A 19503-nucleotide genomic window follows, 5' to 3' on the forward strand; every position below is an offset into this window, starting at 1 on the left:
GAAGCCCCGAGGGTGGGAGCGAGGAACTGGGCGGGCGCAGGTGAGGTGCCGGGTGGACGAGAGTGAGGCGACGGCCGAGGCAGACCGATGACCGCCTTCCCGGCGAGGCGTTCTGCCGGCCGCATGGGACGGTGAGGATGAGGCCGATGCCTTCGCCTGCCTTCGCCCTCTCCCCGCCATCCCGCGGCGCAGCTTGCACACGTCGGCAGCGAATACTGCGGTCACCCTCGCTCCCGCTGAGCCAGCCGTGCATCTCCTAAGCCGGCCGTGCCAAAGGCGGTCCCTCCTGTGCCGGTCGGTCCCCTCCTGTGCCGGTCGCGCGTCTCCTGCGCCGCCGTGCTTCTCCTGTTCCGGTCGTGCATGTCCGCAAGCAAGGCACCGCCTCCGCCCACGAAGCGCAGGCGGCGCCTGATCACCCGATCGCCAGTGCCTCGCCGTTCGGGTCGTCGGCGAAGCCCGGAACCCAGCGGATCACCTCGTCACGGAAGCGCGCCGTGGTGCCGAGCTGGCAGAGGACTCCGACACCGGCCGCATGCACCCGATGGATGAGCACGTACGACGGCGGCAGGTTGAGCTGGCGAACCACGTTCGTCGGGCGGAGGTCGGTGACACTGGCCGCCTGGGCCTGCAGCCACTCCCGGCTGAAGGTGAACTCCTCCACGGCCGTCGGCTCCACGTACGGCGCCAGGAAAGCGCGCAGCGCGTCGGGGTCGATGTCGATGTCCTGACGGATGAAGCCCTCGTCACGGAGGCCCGTCATCACGGTGTCCATGTCGCCCTGGTTGAAGATGCGCGTGAGCTGCCCGAAGACCTTCGGATAGCCGCCGGGCAGACGGTTGACCGCGCCGAAGTCGAGGACGCCGAGCTTGCCGTTGGCCAGCACGCGGAAGTTGCCCGGATGGGGATCGGCGTGCAGCATGCCGACCCGCGCTGGCGAGCTGAACAGGAACCGGACGAACAGCAGCCCCGCGTGATCACGCTCCTCCTTGCTGCCCTCGGTGATCACCCGGGACAGGGGAGTGCCGTCCATCCACTCGCTGACCAGCACCATCTCGTTGGCCGCCACCACATCAGGGACGTGGAAGTCGGGATCGCCGTTGAACTCCAGCGCGAAGGCGTGCTGTGCCTCGGCCTCGCGAAGGTAGTCGAGCTCTTCGGCGATCCGTTCGCGCAGCTCGGCCAGCAGCGCCTTCATGTCGAGGCCGGGCAGCAGCGCCCCGAACATCTTTCCCAGCCGGGCCAGCTGGGTGAAGTCGCCGAGCAGCGCCTTGCCCGCCCCCGGGTACTGGATCTTGACGGCCACCTCGCGCCCGTCGTTCCAGACGGCCTTGTGCACCTGGCCGATCGAGGCGGCGGCCGTGGGGCGGTCGTCGAACGAGAGGAAGTGCTTGCGCCAATCGTCCCCCAGCTGCTCGGCGAGCACTTTGTGGACGGTGGCGACCGGCAGCGGAGGGGCGGCGTCCTGGAGTTTCGTCAAGGTCGCCCGGTAGGGGCCGACGATCTCCGGCGGAAGCGCCGCCTCGAAGATCGACAGTGCCTGGCCGAGCTTCATCGCCCCGCCCTTGAGCTCGCCGAGCACCTTGAAGATCTGCTCGGCGGTACGCTGCTGAACCTCCTGGGCCACGATTTCTGCTGATTTGCCGCCGATGCGCTTGCCGAGGCCGAGGGCGGCCCGCCCGGCGAACCCGAGCGGAAGGGTGGCCAACTTGGCTGAGCGGGTGACTGCCCGGCGCGGAAGATCGCTCACACTCATGCGCGGAACCTCGCCCGAGATGCCGCTTCCCCCCTTCGTGGTCGTCCCCTGAGCACGTCAGTCGCTGGTAGGTGACATGTCCATTGTTAGCGAATAAGGATTGTTTCGCATACAACGACATTGCGGATGACCGCTCCACGACCGTCTTTTCCAGCACCAATCAGGCATTACGTCCATTGTGCCGTTCGTCACAGAGGACGCCCGGCCTTCGAGATGAGCAAGCGCCTGGCCGGTCGCCGCCGCCGCGACGAGCGTGGCGAGGGTCGTGTCGCAGGCGATCTCCCCGGGCGGATAGCCGCCCAGCCTGGCAGTGACGATCGGCCAGGCGGGATCGTGGTCGCGGCGCGTCAGGTCGAGACAGTGCAGGCACGTCGTCTCACCGGGAAACACCAGCGGCCCGACGGACCCGTGCCCCTCGAAGGCTGACACCAGCAGATGCGGGATGCCGAAGTCGGCCAGCTCGTTGACCAGCACCCCGTCCAGAGGCCCCACGGGCGCGAGGATGGCGAGGTCGGGACGCGCTGTGCCATCCCCCAGATGCGGCGCTCCGGCCAGGACGTTGGACGACGGAATTGCGTCCTGGCTCACCTCCGCAGGAGTGGATGGCACAGCAGGAGAGACCCGAGCAGCGGCGGCGCCGGACGGCGTGACACCCGCCCGCCTGGCGCGTGCGGTCGTGCCGCCGATCGGCGTGATGCCCGACCGCCGGGGCTGTGCGGTCGTGCCGCCGGACGGCGACGCCGCCCCGCGTGCAGGCCGGCCGGTGGCGTCACCGGCGGGCGTCGCGTTCCGTCCTGTTGGGCGAGGGGGTGAGGTGCGATCGCGCGGAGGCGGAACGGCCGGGGCGTTCTTCGGCGAGGGAGCAAGCAGCCGCCGGGCGACCGCCGCCGCGCCCTCCTCCCGGGACAGCCCCACCTCGGCCCACGTCAGCCCGCCCGGCGTGATGTCCCCGGGCCGGACCGGCCCGGGATCGATCACCCGGATGTCGCCGACGCCGCCGGCCGCGAGCAGGGCGACGATCTGCCCCCCCACGCGCCCGGCCCCGTAGACCCTGACCTTCGCCTCTCGCCGGCGCCGCAGCAGCTCGACGCCGCCCTCCGGGCTGTTGGAGGCCAGGTCGAGCGCGTCGAGGTCGGGTTTCAGCCGATCCCTCTCGGCGAGGGAGAGCTCCCGCAACGGCGCCGGGAACGGGCCGGCGTCGTGCAGGGCGCCCCGCGTGGCGAGGTAGTCGAGCAGAGCCTGGGCGCACGGCTCGTCGAGGCCGGCCGCCGCCGCGTCGCGCATCACCCGGCGCAGGTCGCGGGTGCCGTCGAGCCCCTCGATCCACTGACGCACCGATCTTGTCAGGCCGGTCAGCGTGATGGCCCGGAGGGGATGCACGCCGTACTGCAGGGTGTGCTCGTCGCGGAGGATTCGCCGGAGGGCCGGCTTCACACGTGGCCTCATGGCCGGAAGGTTCGCACGTCCGACGAAGATCCCGAGCCGGTTCCGCGCCGCCTGTGGACAACCTCGGACCGCGACGCCCACCCTGTGGATAACGTCCGACCGCGGAGTACACCCGCGAAGGGGCGGCGATCACATCCGCGCTTGAGGCAAGCCGGGGACCACCGCGGCTGGCCACGATCACATCCGCGCCTGAGGCAAGCCGGGGACCACCGCGGCTGGTCAGGAACCACATCCGCATCCGCGCCCCGCGGAGCGTTACGCTTCGCCGCATGAGCGAGATCTTGGTCGACCGCACAGACGACGGAGTAGTCGTCCTCACCCTCAACCGCCCCGAACTGCGCAACGCCATGACCGACACCATGACGGCCGAATGGCGCGAAACCATGACCACCCTGGCCGCCGACCGCGACCTGCGCTGCGTCGTCGTCACCGGAGCGGGCAGCGCGTTCTCCTCGGGCGGTGACCTGTCATGGATCGGCGAGCGGGGCGCCGAGGCGGTGCCGCCGCTGCGCGACCGCATGCTCGCCTTCTACCGCACCTGGCTGATGATCGCCGACCTGGAGGTGCCCACCGTCGCCGCGGTCAACGGCCCCGCCGTCGGCGCGGGCCTGTGCGTGGCCCTGGCCTGCGATCTCGTCTACGCCGCCGACGACGCCAAACTCCTGGCCCCCTTCACCCGGCTCGGGCTGCACCCGGGCATGGCCGCCACGTACCTGCTGCCCAGAAGAGCCGGTACGGCACTGGCCCGGGAGATGCTCCTGACCGGCCGTCTCCTTACGGGTACGGAAGCGGCAGATAAAGGCTTGGTAAATCAATCTTTCCCGAAGAATGACCTTCTCTCCGAGGTTTCGGTCATCGCCAAGAAGATCGCAGAGATGGCTCCAGTCGCCACCCGCCTCACAAAGGTCGCGCTGAACCAAGACCATCAAGACCTGGAAGCCGCTCTGAGGTGGGAATCCTTGGCCCAGCCCGTCACCATGGCATCATCCGACCTGCTGGAGGGCCTGGCGGCGCATCGGGAAAGGCGCATGCCCAAATTCACCGGCTCTTAATCATCTGACCAGCGAAAACAACGTCCACCCTCTGTGGAATTTCGCCAGTCTCGGCTAACGTGCTTATGTGCCCCCCGAGACAGTCGAGGTCCGTCGCAGTTCTCGTCGCCGGCGTACGGTCTCCGCCTACCGCGACGGCGACAAGACGATCGTGCTCCTGCCCGCCTGGCTGAGCGGCGAAGACGCGGATGAATGGGTGAGCCGGATGCTCGACCGGCTGGCCGCCAAGGAAGAACGACGAAGGCCGACCGACGAGGCCCTGCTCGAACGGGCGAGGGAGCTGTCGGTGAAGTACCTCGACGGCCGGCCCGACCCCGTGAGCGTTCGATGGGTCGACAACCAGCAGCATCGCTGGGGCTCCTGCACCCCGGAGAACGGCACCATAAGGATTTCGACCCGGCTCAAGGGCCTGCCCGAGTGGGTCATCAACTACGTCATCATCCACGAGCTCGCGCACCTGATCGTGCCGAGCCATGGCCCGGGGTTCTGGGCGCTGGTAGAACAGTATCCGAAGGCGGAGCGGGCGCGCGGGTTCCTCGAAGGATTCTCCGCGGCGGCCCACACGGCACCGGAGGAGTGTTGACGCGCATCGTCGCCGTCCTGGTACGCGGCCGCATGGCCGAAGCGGCGCCCCCCGGCGTCGATCCACGGCAGTTCCTGGCGGCCGTGGCCGAGGACACCTACGAGATGGTCGCCGGCCTGGAGTTCGTCACCCCGGTCCTGATCACGGCCGTCCCCGGCCTCGACGACATCGTCTGGCCCGGCACGGAGATCATCACCATCGACGAGGACGAGCCGCTGCGCGCCGTCCTCGGCCGCCTGTCCGGCGACCAGGCAGCGGTGATCAACGCCGACGCGCCCGACCTGCCCTCGCTGCTGGTCGGCAAGCTGTTCAGGGAACTGGGCCGGGCCGAGATCACGATCTGCCCCGCGGCGGACGGCGGCGCGGTGGCGCTGGCCTGCTCGCTGCCGCTGCCGACCTGGGCCGCCCCCGACCTCGACGACCCCGACGTCGTCGCCGTCCTCCGGGAGCAGGCCCCGGGCCCGCGCAGGGTCGCCACCATCTCCGGATGGCACCGCCTGCGCACGTCCGACGACGTCGGACGCCTCGACCCGGGTCTCGAAGGCTGGGACAACACCCGCGCCCTGATCGGCCGCTGACCCGCGTCAGGGAACGGTGAGCTCGGCCAGGACGGCCCGGTGGTCGGTGCCCGGAACGTCGCGCACGCTGACCTCCCTGACGCCCACCCGCTCGTCCACCAGCACGTGGTCGATGGTGATGATCGGCGGTACCCGCTTGTTGGCCGGCCACGTGGGGATCAGCCCCGCGCCCACCTGGTCGGCCGCGTCCTTGTACCCCCGGGCCAGCAGCCTGCGCAGCGAGGCGTGGTCGAGCGAGGCGTTGAAGTCGCCGGCGAGGATCCGCACGGTTTCGCCGCCGGCGGAAGGAAGGCCGGCGAGCGCCTCGTTCCAGTTGACCACGTTGGGGCCGAGCGGCGGGTAGGGGTGGACGTCGACGAACTCGATCGGCTTCCCGCCAGGCAGCGCCACCATGGCGGCGGGCATCTTGTGCCCCACCGGGGGCACCACGTCGTCGAGCGGCTGGAGCGGGTGCCTGGAGTAGAGGCCGCTTCCGCCGGCGTCCCATTCGTCCTCAAGCACGCGGTGGGGCATGAGCTCCTTCAGGCCGGCCGCGTCCATGTCGGCCACGGCGCCGGGGGTCAGCTCCTGCGTGCTCAGCACGTCGGGCCGGAACTCGCGCACCAGGTTCACGATCACCTGCGGGTCGGCCTTGCCGAACAACATGTTGATGGTCATGACCTTGAACGGCCTGCCGGTCGTGGCCTCGGCCGTGCCCAGCGCGCGCGGCAGGACGCTGAACCCGAGCGCGGTCGTGGTGAGCAGCGCGACGGCCGTCGCGGCCCGCCTGCGCCCGACCGCGGCGATCAGGAGGGGGACCAGGGACCCGGCCGCCGCGTACGGCGTCGCCGTCATCAGCTGCGTGGGCAGCGAGCCTCGTTCCAGCCCGGCCACCCTGGCCACGGCCCAGGCCGCGAAGGGTGTCACGGCCAGCCAGGTCAGGACGTTGCCGGGCAACTTCCGCGGCTTGCGGGCAGGCGTCACGATCGTGCCGCCAACGGCAGAAGTCTCCACGCGGCCCCCCTTGGAACGATGCGAAGGACTCTAGCCCAGCGAACGCGAGCGCGAGCCGAGCGCGGCGCGTCCGCGTGCGGCCAGCCGGCGCGTGGCCTCGTCGGACAGCTCGGGGATCTCGTCGACGGGGAACCAGCGCAGGTCGAGCGACTCGTCGCTCATGACGGCCTCGGCGCCGGGAGGGGCCACGGCCGCGTACTCGACGTCGAGGTGCCAGCTGCGCGGCGGATGGCACCAGACCTCGTGCTTGTCCACGGCCAGCGGGCCGGGCAGCAGCTCAAGTCCGGAGATTCCCGACTCCTCGGTGGCCTCGCGCAGCGCCACCGCCTCCAGCGTGGCGTCGAAGTCCTCGCAGTGGCCGCCCATGGGCAACCACTGCCCGGCCTTCGGATGCAGCGTGAGCAGCACCCGGGCGCCGTCGTGGCTGAGCACGGCGGTGGTGGCCGTCAGGTGGCCGGGTGCGCACGCGCGCCACATGGCGTCGTCGTACGTCCGCAGATGGCCGAGGAACTCGGCGCGCAGCGCCTCCTCCTCGGGGGTCGGCGCGGTCCAGGAGGACAGCACCGCCACCGCGTCGTCGTGCAGGGTCACCGGCCGCCGTCCTGGTCGCCGTCCTGCTCGCCGTTCTCGTCGCCGGGCTTGGCCTCCAGCTGGGAGATGTCCCAGGCGGCCTCGCCGCGGACGAACGCGTCGGGGTCGTCGAGGTCATCGGCCGTCGGCATGAGGTCGGGGTGACCCCACAGGGCGTCGCGCCCGTCGACGCCGCGCTCGGTCTCCAGCGCGCGCCACAGCGCCGCGGCCTCGCGCAGCCGCCGGGGCCGCAGCTCCAGCCCGACCAGCGTGCCGAACGTCAGCTCCGCGGGCCCACCGGTCGCCCGGCGCCTGCGTACGGTCTCGGCCAGCGCGACCGCCGAGGGCAGCTTGCCGTCGGCGGCCCGGTCGACCACCGTGGCCACCCACCCCTCGACCAGGGCGAGCATCGTCTCCAGGCGAGCCAGGGCGGCCTTCTGCCGCTCGGTCTCCTCGGGCTTGAGCAGCGCGCCGCCGCTCAGCGCCTCCTGGATCGCCTCGGGATTGTTGATGTCGAGCCCGCGGATCTGCTCCTCCAGCGCGGAGGTGTCCACGGTGATGCCCCTGGCGTATTCCTCGACGGCCCCGAGCAGGTGCGAGCGCAACCACGGGACGTGCTGGAACAGCCGGTGGTGCGCGGCCTCGCGCAGCGCCAGATAGAGCCGGATCTCGTCGGCGGGGATCTCAAGGCCCTCGCTGAAGGACGCGATGCCGCCGGGCAGCAGCGCCGCGGTGCCGGACAGCGGCAGGCCGATGTCGGTCGTGCCGATGACCTCGCGCGCCAGCGAGCCGAGCGCCTGGCCGATCTGCTGACCGACCATCATGCCGCCCATCTGCTTGAGCATGCCCATCAGCGGCCCGGCCATCTGCTGGGCCTCGGGCGGCAGCCCCGAGCCGCCGAGCGCGCCGCCCATGGTCTCGACCATGCGTTCGGCAACGGGCTCGCAAAGCTTGCGCCAGACCGGGACCGTGTTCTCGATCCACTCGGACCGGCTCCAGGCCTGCGGGTTGGACACGCCGCTCGGCAGTGTCGTCGCCTCGTTCAGCCACAGGTCGGCCAGGCTCAGCGCCTCGACGATCTGGCGGCGCTCGCCTTCCATGACGCTCGGATCGCCCTGGGCGACCACGGCGTGTCGTGCGATGTTCTTGGCCATGTCCCAGTTGACAGGGCCGGAACCCTGAGGCGCCGACAACATGTCGGCGAACTGGCGCATCGCCTGAGCCATTTGCTCAGGGTTGCCGAACATGGCGAACGGGTTCTCGTTAGGGTCGTTTTCGCGACCTGGCAGGTCAGTCACCGCTCTACCTCGTGCAGGATGGAGGAGTCCACATCCGCCACGTTAGTCGTCCTACGGCGGATCAGTGCAAAGTGAGGACCTGGTGCCTACCTCGAAACGCCCGCGTCAACCCGTCGTCGCCGTCACCGGCGCGGCCTCCGGAATCGGCCGCGAGTTGCTCGTGAGGCTCGCATCCGCCGCGGATTTCCGCAGAGTGGTGGCCATCGACGAGGAGCGCGGCGACGTTCAGGAAGCCACGTGGAGAGTGATCGACGTACGGGATCCGCTCTTGGCGAACCGGATCTCCGACATCGACGTCCTGGTCCATCTGGCCGGTGACTACGCCGTCGACTCCGACCCGGGGGAGCGGCGCGCGTACAACCTCAGAGCCGCGCAGACGGTGCTCACCGCCTGCGCCGCCGCCCGCGTGCGGCGGGTGATCCTGGTCACCAGCGCCATGGTGTACGGCGCCGCGCCCGACAACGAGGTCCCCCTGCCGGAGGACTCCCCGGTGGCCGCCGAGCCCGACACCGGCGTCGTGGGCGACTACCTGGAGATCGAGTCACTGGTCCGCAGGTCGCTGCGCAGCCACCCGGGCCTGGACGTCACGGTGCTGCGCCCGGCGGCGGTCGTCGGTCCGGGCGTCGACACGGTCATCACCCGGCATTTCGAGTCGCCGAGGCTGCTCACGGTCAAGGGCTGCAACCCCAACTGGCAGTTCTGCCACATCGACGACCTCGTCTCGGCGTTGGAGCTGGCCGCCAAGGGGGCCGTCACCGGCGTGGTGGCCGTGGGCTCCGACGGCTGGCTGGAGCAGGAGCAGGTCGAGGAGCTGTCCGGAATCCGGCGGTTCGAGCTGCCGGCCGGGCTCACGTTCGGCACCGCGCAGCGCCTGCACCGGCTCGGCATCACCCCGGCCCCCGCCACCGACCTGCACTATGTCGTCTATCCGTGGGTGGTCGACTGCTCGGCGCTGCGCGAGGCGGGCTGGAAGCCCACGTGGACCAACGAGGCCGCCTTCCGGCAGCTCCTCGAACTCCGCGAGAACCGGACCACCGTGGTCGGCAGGCGGCTGCCGGTCAAGGAGGCCACGCTCACCGCGGCCGGCGCGACGGTGGCCGTCATCGGCACCGCGGCGATCGTCCGGCAGGTCCGCAAAAAGCGTCGCCAGTAGGAACGTGAGGTTAGGCTCTTTCCGTGGACGTCATCCGGTTGCTCGGCATTCGTGACACCCCGTTGTCCGTTGACGAGGTGCTGGCCGCGGTGGGAGACCACGCGGCGGGCGGCACCGCGATCTTCATCGGCACCGTGCGCGAACAGGACCACGGCAAATCCGTGACCCGGCTCTCCTACTCCGCCCATCCCTCGGCGCCCGACGAGCTGCGCCGGGTCGCCGAGAAGGTCGCGGCCGACTTCCCCGTCACCGCGATGGCCGCCGTCCACCGGGTCGGCGACCTGGGGCTCGGCGACACGGCGGTGATCGTCGCCGTGGCCGCGCCACACCGCGACGAGGCGTTCAAGGCCTCGCGCAGGCTCATCGACGACCTCAAGGCCGAAGTCCCCATCTGGAAACACCAGGTGTTCGCCGATGGCGAGACCGAGTGGGTCGGCGCCTGCGAATAAGCTCATCACCATGTCACGACGCGTCCTCACCCTGCTGCTCGCGGGGTTCTTCGTGCTCGCGCTGGGCGTCCTGGGCGCGTTCCGGCCGGTCCCGTACGTCGTGCTGAGCCCCGGCCCCACCGAGAACACCATCGGCGAGATCGACAAGAAGCCGGTGATCTCGATCAGCGGCCGGCAGACCTATCCCACCAGCGGCGCGCTGAGCCTGGTCACGGTGGCCTACCAGGGCGGCCCGGCCGCCCAGATCGACCTGCTGACGGCGTTGCGCGGCTGGCTCGACCCGACCGTCGCGGTGGTCCCGCAGGAGACGATCTTCCCGCCCGGCCGCGACGCGAAGAAGGTCGACGAGGAGAACGCGGTCGAGATGACCAACTCCCAGGACTCCGCCAAGGCCGCCGCGCTCAACGAGCTCAAGATCCACTACGACCGGGTCGTCACGGTGCTGTCCACCGAGAAGGGCAAGCCCGCCGACGGCAAGCTGCAGAAGGGCGACCAGATCAACGCGGTCGACGGCAAACCGGCCACCAACTCGCAGTTCGTCGGCGACACCGTCAAGGCGCACAAGCCAGGCGAGACCGTGACCTTCAACGTGACCAGGGGCGGCCAGAAGCTCGACGTGTCGCTGCAGCCGATCGCCAGCAAGGACGGCAAGCCCCTCGTCGGCGTGCTCATGCAGGAGAAGTTCAAGTTCCCCTTCGACGTCGACATCAATGTCGGCGACGTCGGCGGCCCGAGCGCCGGGCTGATGTTCTCGCTCGGCATACTCGACAAGCTGACCCCCGGCGAGATCACCGGCGGCAAGCGCATCGCCGGCACCGGCACCATCGACACCGAGGGCCAGGTCGGGCCCATCGGCGGCATCGCCCAGAAGATGGTGGGGGCCCGCGACTCCGGCGCGACCGTCTTCCTCACCCCCGCGGACAACTGCGCGGAGGCCATGAAGGCCGTGCCCGACGGCCTGCGGCTGGTCAAGGCTGACACGTTGCACGACGCGGTGCTCGCGCTCGACGCGCTGCGCACCGGAAAGGGCAATGTGCCCGCTTGTGAGGCCGGATGAAACTTCCGGCGAGCGCCGTGCGTTAGCCGTACGGCTGGCGCTGCGGTGTAAGTTGCCAGACACGGACCGTTTCTTCATCACGACGAGGGGTTGGCCTTGAGCTTCCGGACCCCAGGGGCCGGCAGGGCGATGCGCTTGCCACGCCGGCCGCGGCTGCTTCTGCCTGTGGCCATCGCGCTGGTCGCGATCGTGGCCCTGTTTTTTCTCTTTTCTGGGATTTATACCGACTACCTGTGGTTTGACACGACCAACTACACGTCGGTCTTCTCCGGGGTGCTGCTGACCGAGATCGTGCTGTTCCTCGTCGGAGCGGTGCTCATGGTCGGCATCACGGGCGGCAACATGCTGCTGGCCTTCCGCACCCGGCCGATGTTCGGTCCCGCCGTGTTCGGCGGCGGCAGCGGAGCCGACCGCTATCGCATGGCGCTCGACCCCCACCGCAAGCTGATCTTCATCGTCGGCATGGGCCTGCTCGCGCTCTTCTCCGGCTCCTCGTTCGCGGGGCAGTGGAAGACGTGGCTGCAGTTCGTGAACGGAGCCTCCTTCGACAAGAAGGACGAGCTGTTCGGCATGGACATCTCGTTCTTCATGTTCGACTACCCGTTCATCAGGATGGTGCTGAACTTCCTGTTCACCGCCGTGATCATCTCGATCATCCTGGCCACGATCACCCACTACCTCTACGGCGGCTTCCGGCTGCAGTCGCCGGGCGTGCACGCCTCCAGGGCCGCGCGGATCCACCTTTCCGTGCTGCTCGGCGTGTTCGTCCTGCTCAAGGCCGTCGCCTACTACATCGACCGGTTCGGTCTGGTCTTCTCCGACCGCGGCTACGTGCACGGCGCGTCCTACACCGACGTCAACGCGGTGCTCCCGGCCAAGAACATCCTCGCGATCATCGCGCTGATCTGCGCCGCGCTGTTCTTCGCCGGCGTCGTGCGCCCCGGCGGCATGCTGCCCGGCGTCTCGTTCGGCCTGCTCGTGCTCTCGGCCATCCTGATCGGCGGGGTCTACCCGGCGCTGGTCGAGCAGTTCCAGGTCAAGCCCAACCAGCAGGGCAAGGAAGCCCTCTACATCGACCGGAACATCCAAGCCACCAGATCAGCCTACGACGTGCAGAACGCCGAAGTGATCGACTACAACGCCCAGGCCGACCCGACCAAGGTCAGCGCCGGCGGCGACGAGTCGGTGACCGGCGTGCGCCTGCTCGATCCGGCGCTGGTGTCGTCCACGTTCGAGCAGACCCAGCGCATCCGCGGCTTCTACGGCTTCCCCGACCAGCTCGACGTCGACCGCTACCCCGGCAAGGACGGCAAGCTGGTCGACCACGTGGTCGGCGTCCGCGAGCTGCTCGGCCCGCCCGCGCCCCAGAACAACTGGATCAACCGCGCGCTGGTCTACACCCACGGCTACGGCTTCGTCGCCGCGCCGGGCAACGAGGTCGACGCGGGCGGCCTGCCCGCCTACGACAGCAAGGACATGCCGGTCACCGGCGACCTCGCGGCCTCGACCGGGCTCAAGGAGTCGCGCGTCTACTTCGGCGAGAACCCCGGCTCCACCGAGTACGTCATCGCCGGCGGCAACCCCAAGACCCCGCAGGAGCTCGACTACCCGGTCTCCGGCGGCCAGACCGGCCAGCAGAACACCACCTACACCGGCAAGGGCGGCGTGCCGATCGGTTCGGCCCTCAACCGGCTGGTCTACGCCGCCAAGTACGGCGAGATGAACATCCTGCTGTCGGGCGACATCAACGACAACTCCAAGATCCTCTACGTGCGCAACCCGCGGGAGCGGGTGGAGAAGGTCGCGCCGTTCCTGACCCTCGACGGCAACGCCTACCCGGCGATCGTCGACGGCCGGATCACCTGGATCATCGACGGGTACACCACGTCCAACGCCTACCCGTACTCGCAGAGCGAGAGCCTCGGCGACATGACCCGCGACCTGGCCACCGACCGTCGCGTGGTCGCCCAGCAGCCGCAGGACGAGATCAACTACATCCGCAACTCGGTCAAGGCCACGGTCGACGCCTACGACGGAACGGTCACGCTCTACGCCTGGGACGGCAACGACCCGGTGCTCAAGACGTGGTCCAACGCCTTCCCCGGCACGATCAAGCCCGCCTCGCAGATGAGCCCCGACCTCCAGGCGCACATCCGCTACCCGGAAGACCTGTTCAAGGTGCAGCGCTACATGCTGTCGCGCTACCACGTCACCAACGCGGCCGCCTTCTACAGCGCCCAGGACTTCTGGAACATCCCCAGCGACCCGTCGCAGGGCAACCAATCGGTCAAGCAGCCGCCGTACTACCTGACGGCGACGATGCCCGACGAGTCCGAGCCGTCGTTCTCGCTGACCACGACCTTCGTCCCCAGAGAGGGCCCCAACCTGGCGGCCTTCATGGCCGCGGGTTCCACGGTGGGCAAGGACTACGGCAAGCTGCGCATCCTGCGCATGCCGTCCAACACCACGGTCCCCGGCCCCGGTCAGGCCCAGAACAACTTCCAGAACAAGTTCTCGGGCGAGCTGGGCCCCCTCGGCCTCGGCCAGGCCAACGTCAGGTACGGCAACCTGCTGACCCTGCCCTACGCGAACGGCCTGATCTACATCGAGCCCGTCTACGTGCAGACCAAGGCCGGCACCGGCCAGGAGCCGTACCCGATCCTGCGGCGGGTGCTGGTGGCGTTCGGCAACAAGGTCGGCTCGGGTGACACCCTCGACCAGGCGCTGGAGCAGGTCTTCGGCGGCGAGCAGCAACAGCCGAACACCCAGCCCCAGCAGACCACGCCCAACCAGGCGAACACGTCCGCGATGAACACCGCCATCTCCAACGCCCAGAAGGCCTACGAGGACGCCCAGAAGGCCCTCCAGGCCAGCCCCCCGAACTGGGACGAGTACGGCAAGGCGCAGAAGCGGCTGGAGGAGGCGCTGAAGCAGATCGAGAGCGCCAACGCCAAGCCGGCGGCCACCCCGTCGCCCTCGGCCTCTCCCTCCGCCTCCCCGTCGGCGACGCCGTCCGCTTCGCCGCCGGCCACGTCCACACCGACGCCGACACCCTCGGGCACACAGGCGGGAGGCACCACCTAGCCCATTCGGTTTGCGCCCGCCCCCCTTCGCCGATAGTCTTGAAAAGCAAGACAGCGACGCGGGGTGGAGCAGTTCGGTAGCTCGCTGGGCTCATAACCCAGAGGTCGCAGGTTCAAATCCTGCCCCCGCTACCAAGATTCGAGGTCCTGGCCAATGGCCAGGGCCTCGTTGCATTTCAGCGGCACCGCAGGTCCCATCCGGCATCGTCGGTCTCAAGGACCTCGACCACCGCGGACGCGGGATCGCCGTCCTGGAAGTACACCCCGCCGTTGATCCGGTCGTAGTAGCTCGTGAGCTCGGCCTCGGACAGCCCGGTGCGCAGCGAGAACCTGACCAGGAAGTCGCACCGCCAGCGAAGCCGGCGCCGTGATGGCGGGGGTTCGAGCAGCATGAGGCCCATGGTCACAGCCGCCGACGCGCCTGGACAAGCCCGGCCGGGTCGAAGGAGTCCAGAAGGGCGGTATAGTTGATAACAACACACCGACGCGGGGTGGAGCAGTTCGGTAGCTCGCTGGGCTCATAACCCAGAGGTCGCAGGTTCAAATCCTGTCCCCGCTACCAATCCGAAGTCCCCGGTCGCCACACGGCGACCGGGGACTTCGTCGTTTCCGGGCCTCGTCGGGCCGAGTCTTGTCCTACAAGCCACGTGCTGATTACATGATTACATGACGGAAAAAGACGTCCCGACCATCTATGAGTGGGCGGGCGGGATCGAGGCGTTCGAACGGCTGACCGCGACGTTCTACCGGACCGTCCTCAAGGACGACCTCATCGGGCCGCTGTTCGCCCACATGGACCCCGACCACCCCAAATACGTCGCCATGTGGCTCAGTGAGGTCTTCGGCGGTCCCGACCGGTACACCCGCGAACGCGGCGGCTATTCCCACATGCTGGCCCACCACCTGGGCCGGGCCATCACCGAACCGCAGCGTCGCCGCTGGGTGAACCTCCTCATGGACGCCGCCGACGAGGTCGGTCTGCCCGACGACCCCGAGTTCAGAGCCGCGTTCGCCGGCTACATCGAATGGGGCACCCGGCTGGCCGTGCACAACTCCCAGCCCGGCGCGACGCCGCCCCCGGAGGCGCCGGTTCCGCACTGGGGCTGGGGAGTCGCCCCGCCATACCAGCCGTAACCTGGAGAAATGGGAAGCACGTCGCGCGGGCGGCTGCGGGTCTACCTGGGGGCGGCGCCGGGCGTCGGCAAGACGTACGCCATGCTCAGCGAGGCGCGCCGGGCCAAGGAACGCGGACGTGACGTGGTCGTGGGCCATGTCGAGACCCACGGCCGCGACCAGGTCGCCCGCCTGCTTGACGGGCTGGAGACCGTGCCGGGCCGCACCGTCGTCCATCGCGGCGCCACGTTCACCGAGCTCGACGCCGACGCGGTCATCGCCCGCCGCCCCAAGGCCGTGCTGGTCGACGAGCTCGCCCACACCAACACGCCCGGCTCCCGGCACGCCAAACGCTGGCAGGACGTTCAGGACATCCTGGACGCCGGCATCGACGTCGTCTCCACGCTCAACATCCAGCATTTGGAGTCCCTGCGCGACGTGGCCGAGCAGATCACCGGCCTGCCACAGCGCGAGACCGTCCCCGACGACCTCGTCCGGCGGGCCGACCGGCTCGAACTCGTCGACATGTCACCCGAGGCCCTGCGCCGCCGCCTCGCCCACGGCAACGTCTATCCGCCGGAACGCGTCGACGCCGCCCTCGCCAACTACTTCCGCGTCGGCAACCTGTCCGCTCTGCGGGAGCTTGCCCTGCTCTGGGTGGCGGACCGGGTCGACCGGCAGCTCATCGCGTACCGGGCCGACCACGACATCGCGGGCACCTGGGAGGCCCGCGAACGCGTCGTCGTCGCCCTCACCGGCGGCCCCGAGGGAGACACCCTCGTCCGCCGCGCCGCCCGCATCGCGGCCAGGACCAAGGGCGCCGACCTGCTCGCCGTGCACGTCACCCGGGCCGACGCCCTGTCCACCGCGAGCGACCCGGCCAACCTGGCACGCCAGCGCAAACTCGTCGAGGACCTCGGCGGCACCTACCACCAGGTCGTGGGCGATGACATCCCGCGCGCGCTGATCGCGTTCGCCGACGGAGTGAACGCCTCGCAACTCGTCCTCGGCGCCTCCCGGCGAGGACGGCTCGCGCAGCTGGTCACCCGCGGCGTGGGCATGACGACGGCCACGCTGTCCGGCTCGATCGACGTGCACATGGTCCCGCACGAGGCCGTCAGCGGCGGCTCCGGCCGGCCGCAGCCCGGGGGAGCGCTGACGCGGCGGCGCAAGGCGGCCGGATGGGCCCTGACCCTGGCCGCCATGCCGGCGCTCACCGCCGTGATCGCGCCGCTCGACCTGAGCCTGCCCAGCGAGATCCTGCTCTTCCTGCTGCTGGTCGTCGGCGTCGCGCTGGTGGGCGGGATGTGGCCGGCGCTCACGGCGGCGGTGCTCGCGTTCGGGCTGCTCAACTGGTTCTTCACGCCGCCGGTGCACACCCTGACCATCGCCGAACCGGAGAACGTGCTCTCGCTGACCATCTTCGTCCTGGTCGCCGCCATGGTGAGCACGGTCGTGGACCTGGCCGCCCGGCGCAGCAGGGAAGCGGCCCGGTCCAGGGCGGACGCCGAGGTCCTCTCCACACTGGCCGGACACGTGTTGCGCGGGGAATCCGCGGTTGCCTCGCTGCTCGGACGGTTGCGCGAGACGTTCGGGCTGACCGCGGTGACCCTGCTCGAAAGGGACGATCCGTCGGGTGAGTGGCGCATCGTCGCCACGTCCGGCGGCCCCCCGATCACCACTCCGCCCGCCACCACCCCGAACCACACCGGACCGGACGGCGGGAGCGACGTGGTCACCATCGACGACCGGCTGGTGCTCGCGACCCGCGGCCGGCTGCTCGACGCCAGCGACCGCCGCGTCCTGGAGGCGTTCGCCGCCGAGGCCGCCGTCGCCCTGCGCCAGCAACGCCTGCGCGAGGCGGCCGAGCGCGCCGAGCCGCTCGCCGAGGCCGACCGCATGCGCACCGCGCTGCTCGCCGCCGTCGGCCACGACCTGCGCACCCCTCTCGCCTCGGCGATGGCCTCCGTGGAGAGCCTGCGCAACACCGACATCATCTGGTCCGACGACGACCGCGCCGAACTGCTGGCCACCGCCGGCGAGTCCCTGGTCAAACTGAACCGTCTCGTGTCGAACCTGCTCGACATGAGCCGCCTCCAGGCTGGGGTGCTGGGCGTCGCACTGCGGCCCGTCGCGGTCGAGGACGTGCTGCCACGCGCCATCGACGACCTCGGCCCGCTGCGCGACCGGGTCAGAAGTGGCGTCCCGGCCGACCTGCCGGAGTTCCAGGCCGATCCGGCGCTGCTCGAACGCGTCCTGGTGAACCTGATGGCCAACGCCGTCCGCTACAGCCCCGAAGCCGAGCCCGTGCTCGTCACCGCGAGCTGGCACGGCGAACGCGTCGAACTGCGCGTCATCGACAGGGGGCCAGGAATCCCCGCGGAAGCGCATGAAAGGGTGTTCATGCCCTTCCAACGACTCGGCGACCGCGACAACCACACCGGCGTGGGCCTCGGCCTCGCACTCTCGCGCGGCCTCACCGAGGCGATGGGCGGCACGCTGCTCCTTGAGGACACCCCCGGAGGAGGGCTCACCATGACGGTCTCACTGAGGAGGGCCCTGTGACCCGCGTGCTCGTCGTCGACGATGAGCCCCAGATCCTGCGTGCTCTGCGCATCAACCTGGCGGCCAGGCACTACGAGGTCGCGGTCGCCCCGGACGGCGCATCGGCGCTGCGCCAGGCCGCCGACTGGCACCCCGACCTGGTCGTCCTCGACCTCGGCCTGCCCGATCTCGACGGCGTCGAGGTGATCCAGGGGCTGCGCGGCTGGACGAAGGTTCCGATCATCGTGTTGTCGGGACGTACCGACAGCACGGACAAGGTGGACGCCCTCGACGCCGGAGCCGACGACTACGTCACCAAGCCGTTCGGCATCGACGAGCTGCTGGCCCGCATCCGCGCGGTGACCCGCCGCACGAACCAGCACGAAGAGGAACCCGCGACGGTGCGGCTTGGTGATCACGTGATCGACCTGGCAGGCAAGACGATCTCAGGTGGTGTACGGCTGACCCCGACGGAGTGGCACTTCCTGGAGATCCTGCTTCGCAATCCCGGCAAACTGATCAGCCAGCGGCAGTTGCTGACGGAGGTGTGGGGCGTCGGCTACCTGAAGGAGACGCACTACCTGCGCCAGTACATGGCCCAATTGCGCCGCAAGCTCGAACGCGACCCGTCCCACCCCGTTCACCTGCTGACCGAGCCCGGAATGGGATACCGGTTTCAGCCCTCCTGATCCCTGGCCAGGACGACCGCCTTGAGCACGGCCCACCCGAGCAGCAAGGCCCCGAAGAGCACCTGAGCGGCACGCACCCACAGCGAAGACGTCTGATCCGCATAGATCACAACACCGATCCACATCAGACCAAATATCCCGACCAGGATGATTGCCGACCAGTTCAGCCCACGTTGCCACATACGCGCAGTCTTACAGCCGGGTAGCCAAGACCGGGTATGGCCACAGTCCTCATCCGGTCGAAGCCTGAGCCCCTGGGGAATCAGCCCTGAGCGAGCAATGACTGGGCCGGCCGGCTCAACGGGGGAGCGTCCGGTGCGCGCCGACGCACCGCCGCAGGCGCATCCCGCGCATCCGCACGACCGGCGGTTGTTGCTGCTGCTCCTCGTGCATGCAGGCGAGCAGCGCCTCAGCCGTACGGGCGTCGGACAGGATCTGCCGCACGGCGTCCTCGTCCTCGGGGAGCTGACCGCGTTCGGCCAGTTCGCGCGTGAGGAAGGCGAGCGGGTCGGGCGCGCCGACCATGTCCGCGGCCATGGTCGTCCGCGCCGCCGTGAGCAGCCGCAGGTAATGGGTACGCAGGACGGCCTCGCGCACGCGTGCCTGTTCGAGGTCGTCGATCAGCGTCCGGGCGATGCGCAGGAGGTCTCCCGCATGGGTCGCCGGGTCGGCGAGGAAGGCACGGATGTCGTCGAACTCCGAGCGGGTCATGGCGGGCACCTCCGAGAGCGCAGTCTGCTCGTGGCTACCTTCGTACCGAGGCACGATTGCGGATGACTTGCTGACCGCTTGACTTCGGGTGTCGTACGGACGGCGATGACCAAGGTTTGACGATCTTGTGACGAGGGAACGACCCTACGATTACCTGTGTGGCGCGAAGTACGTCCGGGAGACTGCTAGAGTTGCTTCGCGCAGGGCGGCCAAGGGGCTCGCAAGAGCCTCAACAGAAGCCCGGCAAATCCCACTTCCTTCTGGTTCATTCAAGACGGTTCAGAGCAGTCTGAATGAGCTGGTAAGTTAGAGGGGTTGTCCCGGAAGCGGGGCGCAACTTAATTCCAGCAGGTCGAGCAAGTCCGGTCAATTTGACAGAGACTTGAACGGCTGAAAGAATTAAGACACAACGAAAGAACGCAAGACGAAAT

At 69.4% G+C, this 19503-nt stretch carries 18 protein-coding genes and 2 tRNA genes; 12 read left to right on the forward strand and 8 right to left on the reverse strand.

Annotated elements, in window-relative coordinates; translation table 11 throughout:
- Positions 1–412: 412 nt before the first annotated feature.
- A complete protein-coding gene (locus tag ACFYUV_RS37405) occupies positions 413–1747 on the reverse strand; it encodes an ABC1 kinase family protein (RefSeq protein ID WP_387677487.1) in 1335 nt (444 codons plus the stop codon).
- Positions 1748–1810: 63 nt separating this feature from the next.
- Positions 1811–3280 carry a thiamine biosynthesis protein ThiF gene (locus tag ACFYUV_RS37410; protein ID WP_387677413.1) on the reverse strand — a complete coding sequence of 490 codons (1470 nt, stop codon included), beginning with the start codon at positions 3278–3280 and terminating at the stop codon, positions 1811–1813.
- Between the two features lie 188 nt (positions 3281–3468).
- On the opposite strand from ACFYUV_RS37410, the gene ACFYUV_RS37415 reads away from it, so the two are divergent.
- The 3 genes from ACFYUV_RS37415 (at position 3469) to ACFYUV_RS37425 (ending at position 5412) form a co-directional block, all read left to right on the forward strand.
- Positions 3469–4251: an enoyl-CoA hydratase-related protein gene (locus tag ACFYUV_RS37415; protein WP_358294325.1), complete on the forward strand. Its 783-nt coding sequence runs from the start codon at positions 3469–3471 to the stop codon at positions 4249–4251.
- 67 nt (positions 4252–4318) lie between these two features.
- Positions 4319–4834: a M48 family metallopeptidase gene (locus ACFYUV_RS37420; protein ID WP_352319320.1), complete on the forward strand. Its 516-nt coding sequence runs from the start codon at positions 4319–4321 to the stop codon at positions 4832–4834.
- On the forward strand, positions 4831–5412 hold the full coding sequence (locus ACFYUV_RS37425) for a DUF2064 domain-containing protein (RefSeq protein WP_387677416.1): 582 nt from the start codon (positions 4831–4833) through the stop codon (positions 5410–5412). Before ACFYUV_RS37420 ends, ACFYUV_RS37425 begins: the two co-directional genes overlap by 4 nt.
- Before the next feature lie 6 nt (positions 5413–5418).
- Here ACFYUV_RS37425 and ACFYUV_RS37430 read toward each other — a convergent pair whose 3' ends face one another.
- The 3 genes from ACFYUV_RS37430 to ACFYUV_RS37440 are packed head-to-tail and all read right to left on the reverse strand — an operon-like array spanning position 5419 to position 8222.
- Positions 5419–6405: an endonuclease/exonuclease/phosphatase family protein gene (locus tag ACFYUV_RS37430; RefSeq protein WP_387677419.1), complete on the reverse strand. Its 987-nt coding sequence runs from the start codon at positions 6403–6405 to the stop codon at positions 5419–5421.
- Between the two features lie 30 nt (positions 6406–6435).
- Positions 6436–6996 carry an NUDIX hydrolase gene (locus ACFYUV_RS37435; protein WP_387677422.1) on the reverse strand — a complete coding sequence of 187 codons (561 nt, stop codon included), beginning with the start codon at positions 6994–6996 and terminating at the stop codon, positions 6436–6438.
- On the reverse strand, positions 6993–8222 hold the full coding sequence (locus ACFYUV_RS37440; RefSeq protein ID WP_387677425.1) for a zinc-dependent metalloprotease: 1230 nt from the start codon (positions 8220–8222) through the stop codon (positions 6993–6995). The genes ACFYUV_RS37435 and ACFYUV_RS37440 overlap by 4 nt, the downstream gene beginning before the upstream one ends.
- A 130-nt stretch (positions 8223–8352) precedes the next feature.
- Between ACFYUV_RS37440 and ACFYUV_RS37445 the strand changes: the two genes are divergently transcribed.
- The 5 genes from ACFYUV_RS37445 to ACFYUV_RS37465 all read left to right on the forward strand — a co-directional run bounded on the left by ACFYUV_RS37445 (position 8353) and on the right by ACFYUV_RS37465 (position 14150).
- Positions 8353–9426 carry an NAD-dependent epimerase/dehydratase family protein gene (locus ACFYUV_RS37445; protein WP_352353134.1) on the forward strand — a complete coding sequence of 358 codons (1074 nt, stop codon included), beginning with the start codon at positions 8353–8355 and terminating at the stop codon, positions 9424–9426.
- Positions 9427–9449: 23 nt separating this feature from the next.
- The gene (locus ACFYUV_RS37450) at positions 9450–9875 is read left to right on the forward strand and encodes a molybdenum cofactor biosynthesis protein MoaE (RefSeq protein ID WP_387677428.1); all 426 of its coding nucleotides are present in this window, start codon (positions 9450–9452) and stop codon (positions 9873–9875) included.
- A 10-nt stretch (positions 9876–9885) separates the two neighbouring features.
- Entirely contained in the window at positions 9886–10932 is a 1047-nt protein-coding gene (locus tag ACFYUV_RS37455) for a PDZ domain-containing protein (RefSeq protein WP_387677431.1), read from the forward strand.
- A 129-nt stretch (positions 10933–11061) separates the two neighbouring features.
- Positions 11062–14016: a UPF0182 family protein gene (locus ACFYUV_RS37460; protein ID WP_387677434.1), complete on the forward strand. Its 2955-nt coding sequence runs from the start codon at positions 11062–11064 to the stop codon at positions 14014–14016.
- Between the two features lie 57 nt (positions 14017–14073).
- Positions 14074–14150, forward strand: a tRNA-Met gene (locus ACFYUV_RS37465).
- 41 nt (positions 14151–14191) lie between these two features.
- On the opposite strand, the gene ACFYUV_RS37470 is transcribed toward ACFYUV_RS37465, so the two are convergent.
- Positions 14192–14407: a hypothetical protein gene (locus ACFYUV_RS37470; protein WP_387677437.1), complete on the reverse strand. Its 216-nt coding sequence runs from the start codon at positions 14405–14407 to the stop codon at positions 14192–14194.
- Positions 14408–14500: 93 nt separating this feature from the next.
- Between ACFYUV_RS37470 and ACFYUV_RS37475 the strand changes: the two genes are divergently transcribed.
- The 4 genes from ACFYUV_RS37475 to ACFYUV_RS37490 all read left to right on the forward strand — a co-directional run bounded on the left by ACFYUV_RS37475 (position 14501) and on the right by ACFYUV_RS37490 (position 18361).
- Positions 14501–14577: transfer RNA gene (locus ACFYUV_RS37475), tRNA-Met, on the forward strand.
- 104 nt (positions 14578–14681) lie between these two features.
- Positions 14682–15149, forward strand: coding sequence for a group II truncated hemoglobin (locus ACFYUV_RS37480; RefSeq protein ID WP_387677440.1), 468 nt, complete (start codon positions 14682–14684; stop codon positions 15147–15149).
- Between the two features lie 9 nt (positions 15150–15158).
- On the forward strand, positions 15159–17693 hold the full coding sequence (locus ACFYUV_RS37485; RefSeq protein WP_387677443.1) for a DUF4118 domain-containing protein: 2535 nt from the start codon (positions 15159–15161) through the stop codon (positions 17691–17693).
- Positions 17690–18361, forward strand: a complete 672-nt coding sequence (locus ACFYUV_RS37490; protein WP_387677446.1) for a response regulator — start codon at positions 17690–17692, stop codon at positions 18359–18361. The genes ACFYUV_RS37485 and ACFYUV_RS37490 overlap by 4 nt, the downstream gene beginning before the upstream one ends.
- Here ACFYUV_RS37490 and ACFYUV_RS37495 read toward each other — a convergent pair.
- Both ACFYUV_RS37495 and ACFYUV_RS37500 read right to left on the reverse strand, forming a co-directional pair.
- Entirely contained in the window at positions 18349–18543 is a 195-nt protein-coding gene (locus tag ACFYUV_RS37495) for a hypothetical protein (protein WP_387677449.1), read from the reverse strand. The genes ACFYUV_RS37490 and ACFYUV_RS37495 overlap by 13 nt on opposite strands.
- Positions 18544–18658: 115 nt before the next feature.
- Positions 18659–19072: a hypothetical protein gene (locus ACFYUV_RS37500; RefSeq protein ID WP_387677452.1), complete on the reverse strand. Its 414-nt coding sequence runs from the start codon at positions 19070–19072 to the stop codon at positions 18659–18661.
- Positions 19073–19503: the final 431 nt, after the last annotated feature.

The sequence above is a fragment of the Nonomuraea sp. NPDC003560 genome, from assembly GCF_042878785.1.
Taxonomy (GTDB): domain Bacteria; phylum Actinomycetota; class Actinomycetes; order Streptosporangiales; family Streptosporangiaceae; genus Nonomuraea.

Bases quoted from the DNA above. Each gene is read 5' to 3' on its own strand.
- ACFYUV_RS37460 (WP_387677434.1), top strand. From the start codon at position 11,062: ATGCGCTTGCCACGCCGGCCGCGGCTGCTTCTGCCTGTGGCCATCGCG.
- ACFYUV_RS37415 (WP_358294325.1), top strand. From the start codon at position 3,469: ATGAGCGAGATCTTGGTCGACCGCACAGACGACGGAGTAGTCGTCCTC.
- ACFYUV_RS37495 (WP_387677449.1), bottom strand. From the start codon at position 18,543: ATGTGGCAACGTGGGCTGAACTGGTCGGCAATCATCCTGGTCGGGATA.
- ACFYUV_RS37470 (WP_387677437.1), bottom strand. From the start codon at position 14,407: ATGCTGCTCGAACCCCCGCCATCACGGCGCCGGCTTCGCTGGCGGTGC.
- ACFYUV_RS37485 (WP_387677443.1), top strand. From the start codon at position 15,159: ATGGGAAGCACGTCGCGCGGGCGGCTGCGGGTCTACCTGGGGGCGGCG.
- ACFYUV_RS37455 (WP_387677431.1), top strand. From the start codon at position 9,886: ATGTCACGACGCGTCCTCACCCTGCTGCTCGCGGGGTTCTTCGTGCTC.
- ACFYUV_RS37480 (WP_387677440.1), top strand. From the start codon at position 14,682: ATGACGGAAAAAGACGTCCCGACCATCTATGAGTGGGCGGGCGGGATC.
- ACFYUV_RS37440 (WP_387677425.1), bottom strand. From the start codon at position 8,222: ATGTTCGGCAACCCTGAGCAAATGGCTCAGGCGATGCGCCAGTTCGCC.
- ACFYUV_RS37500 (WP_387677452.1), bottom strand. From the start codon at position 19,072: ATGACCCGCTCGGAGTTCGACGACATCCGTGCCTTCCTCGCCGACCCG.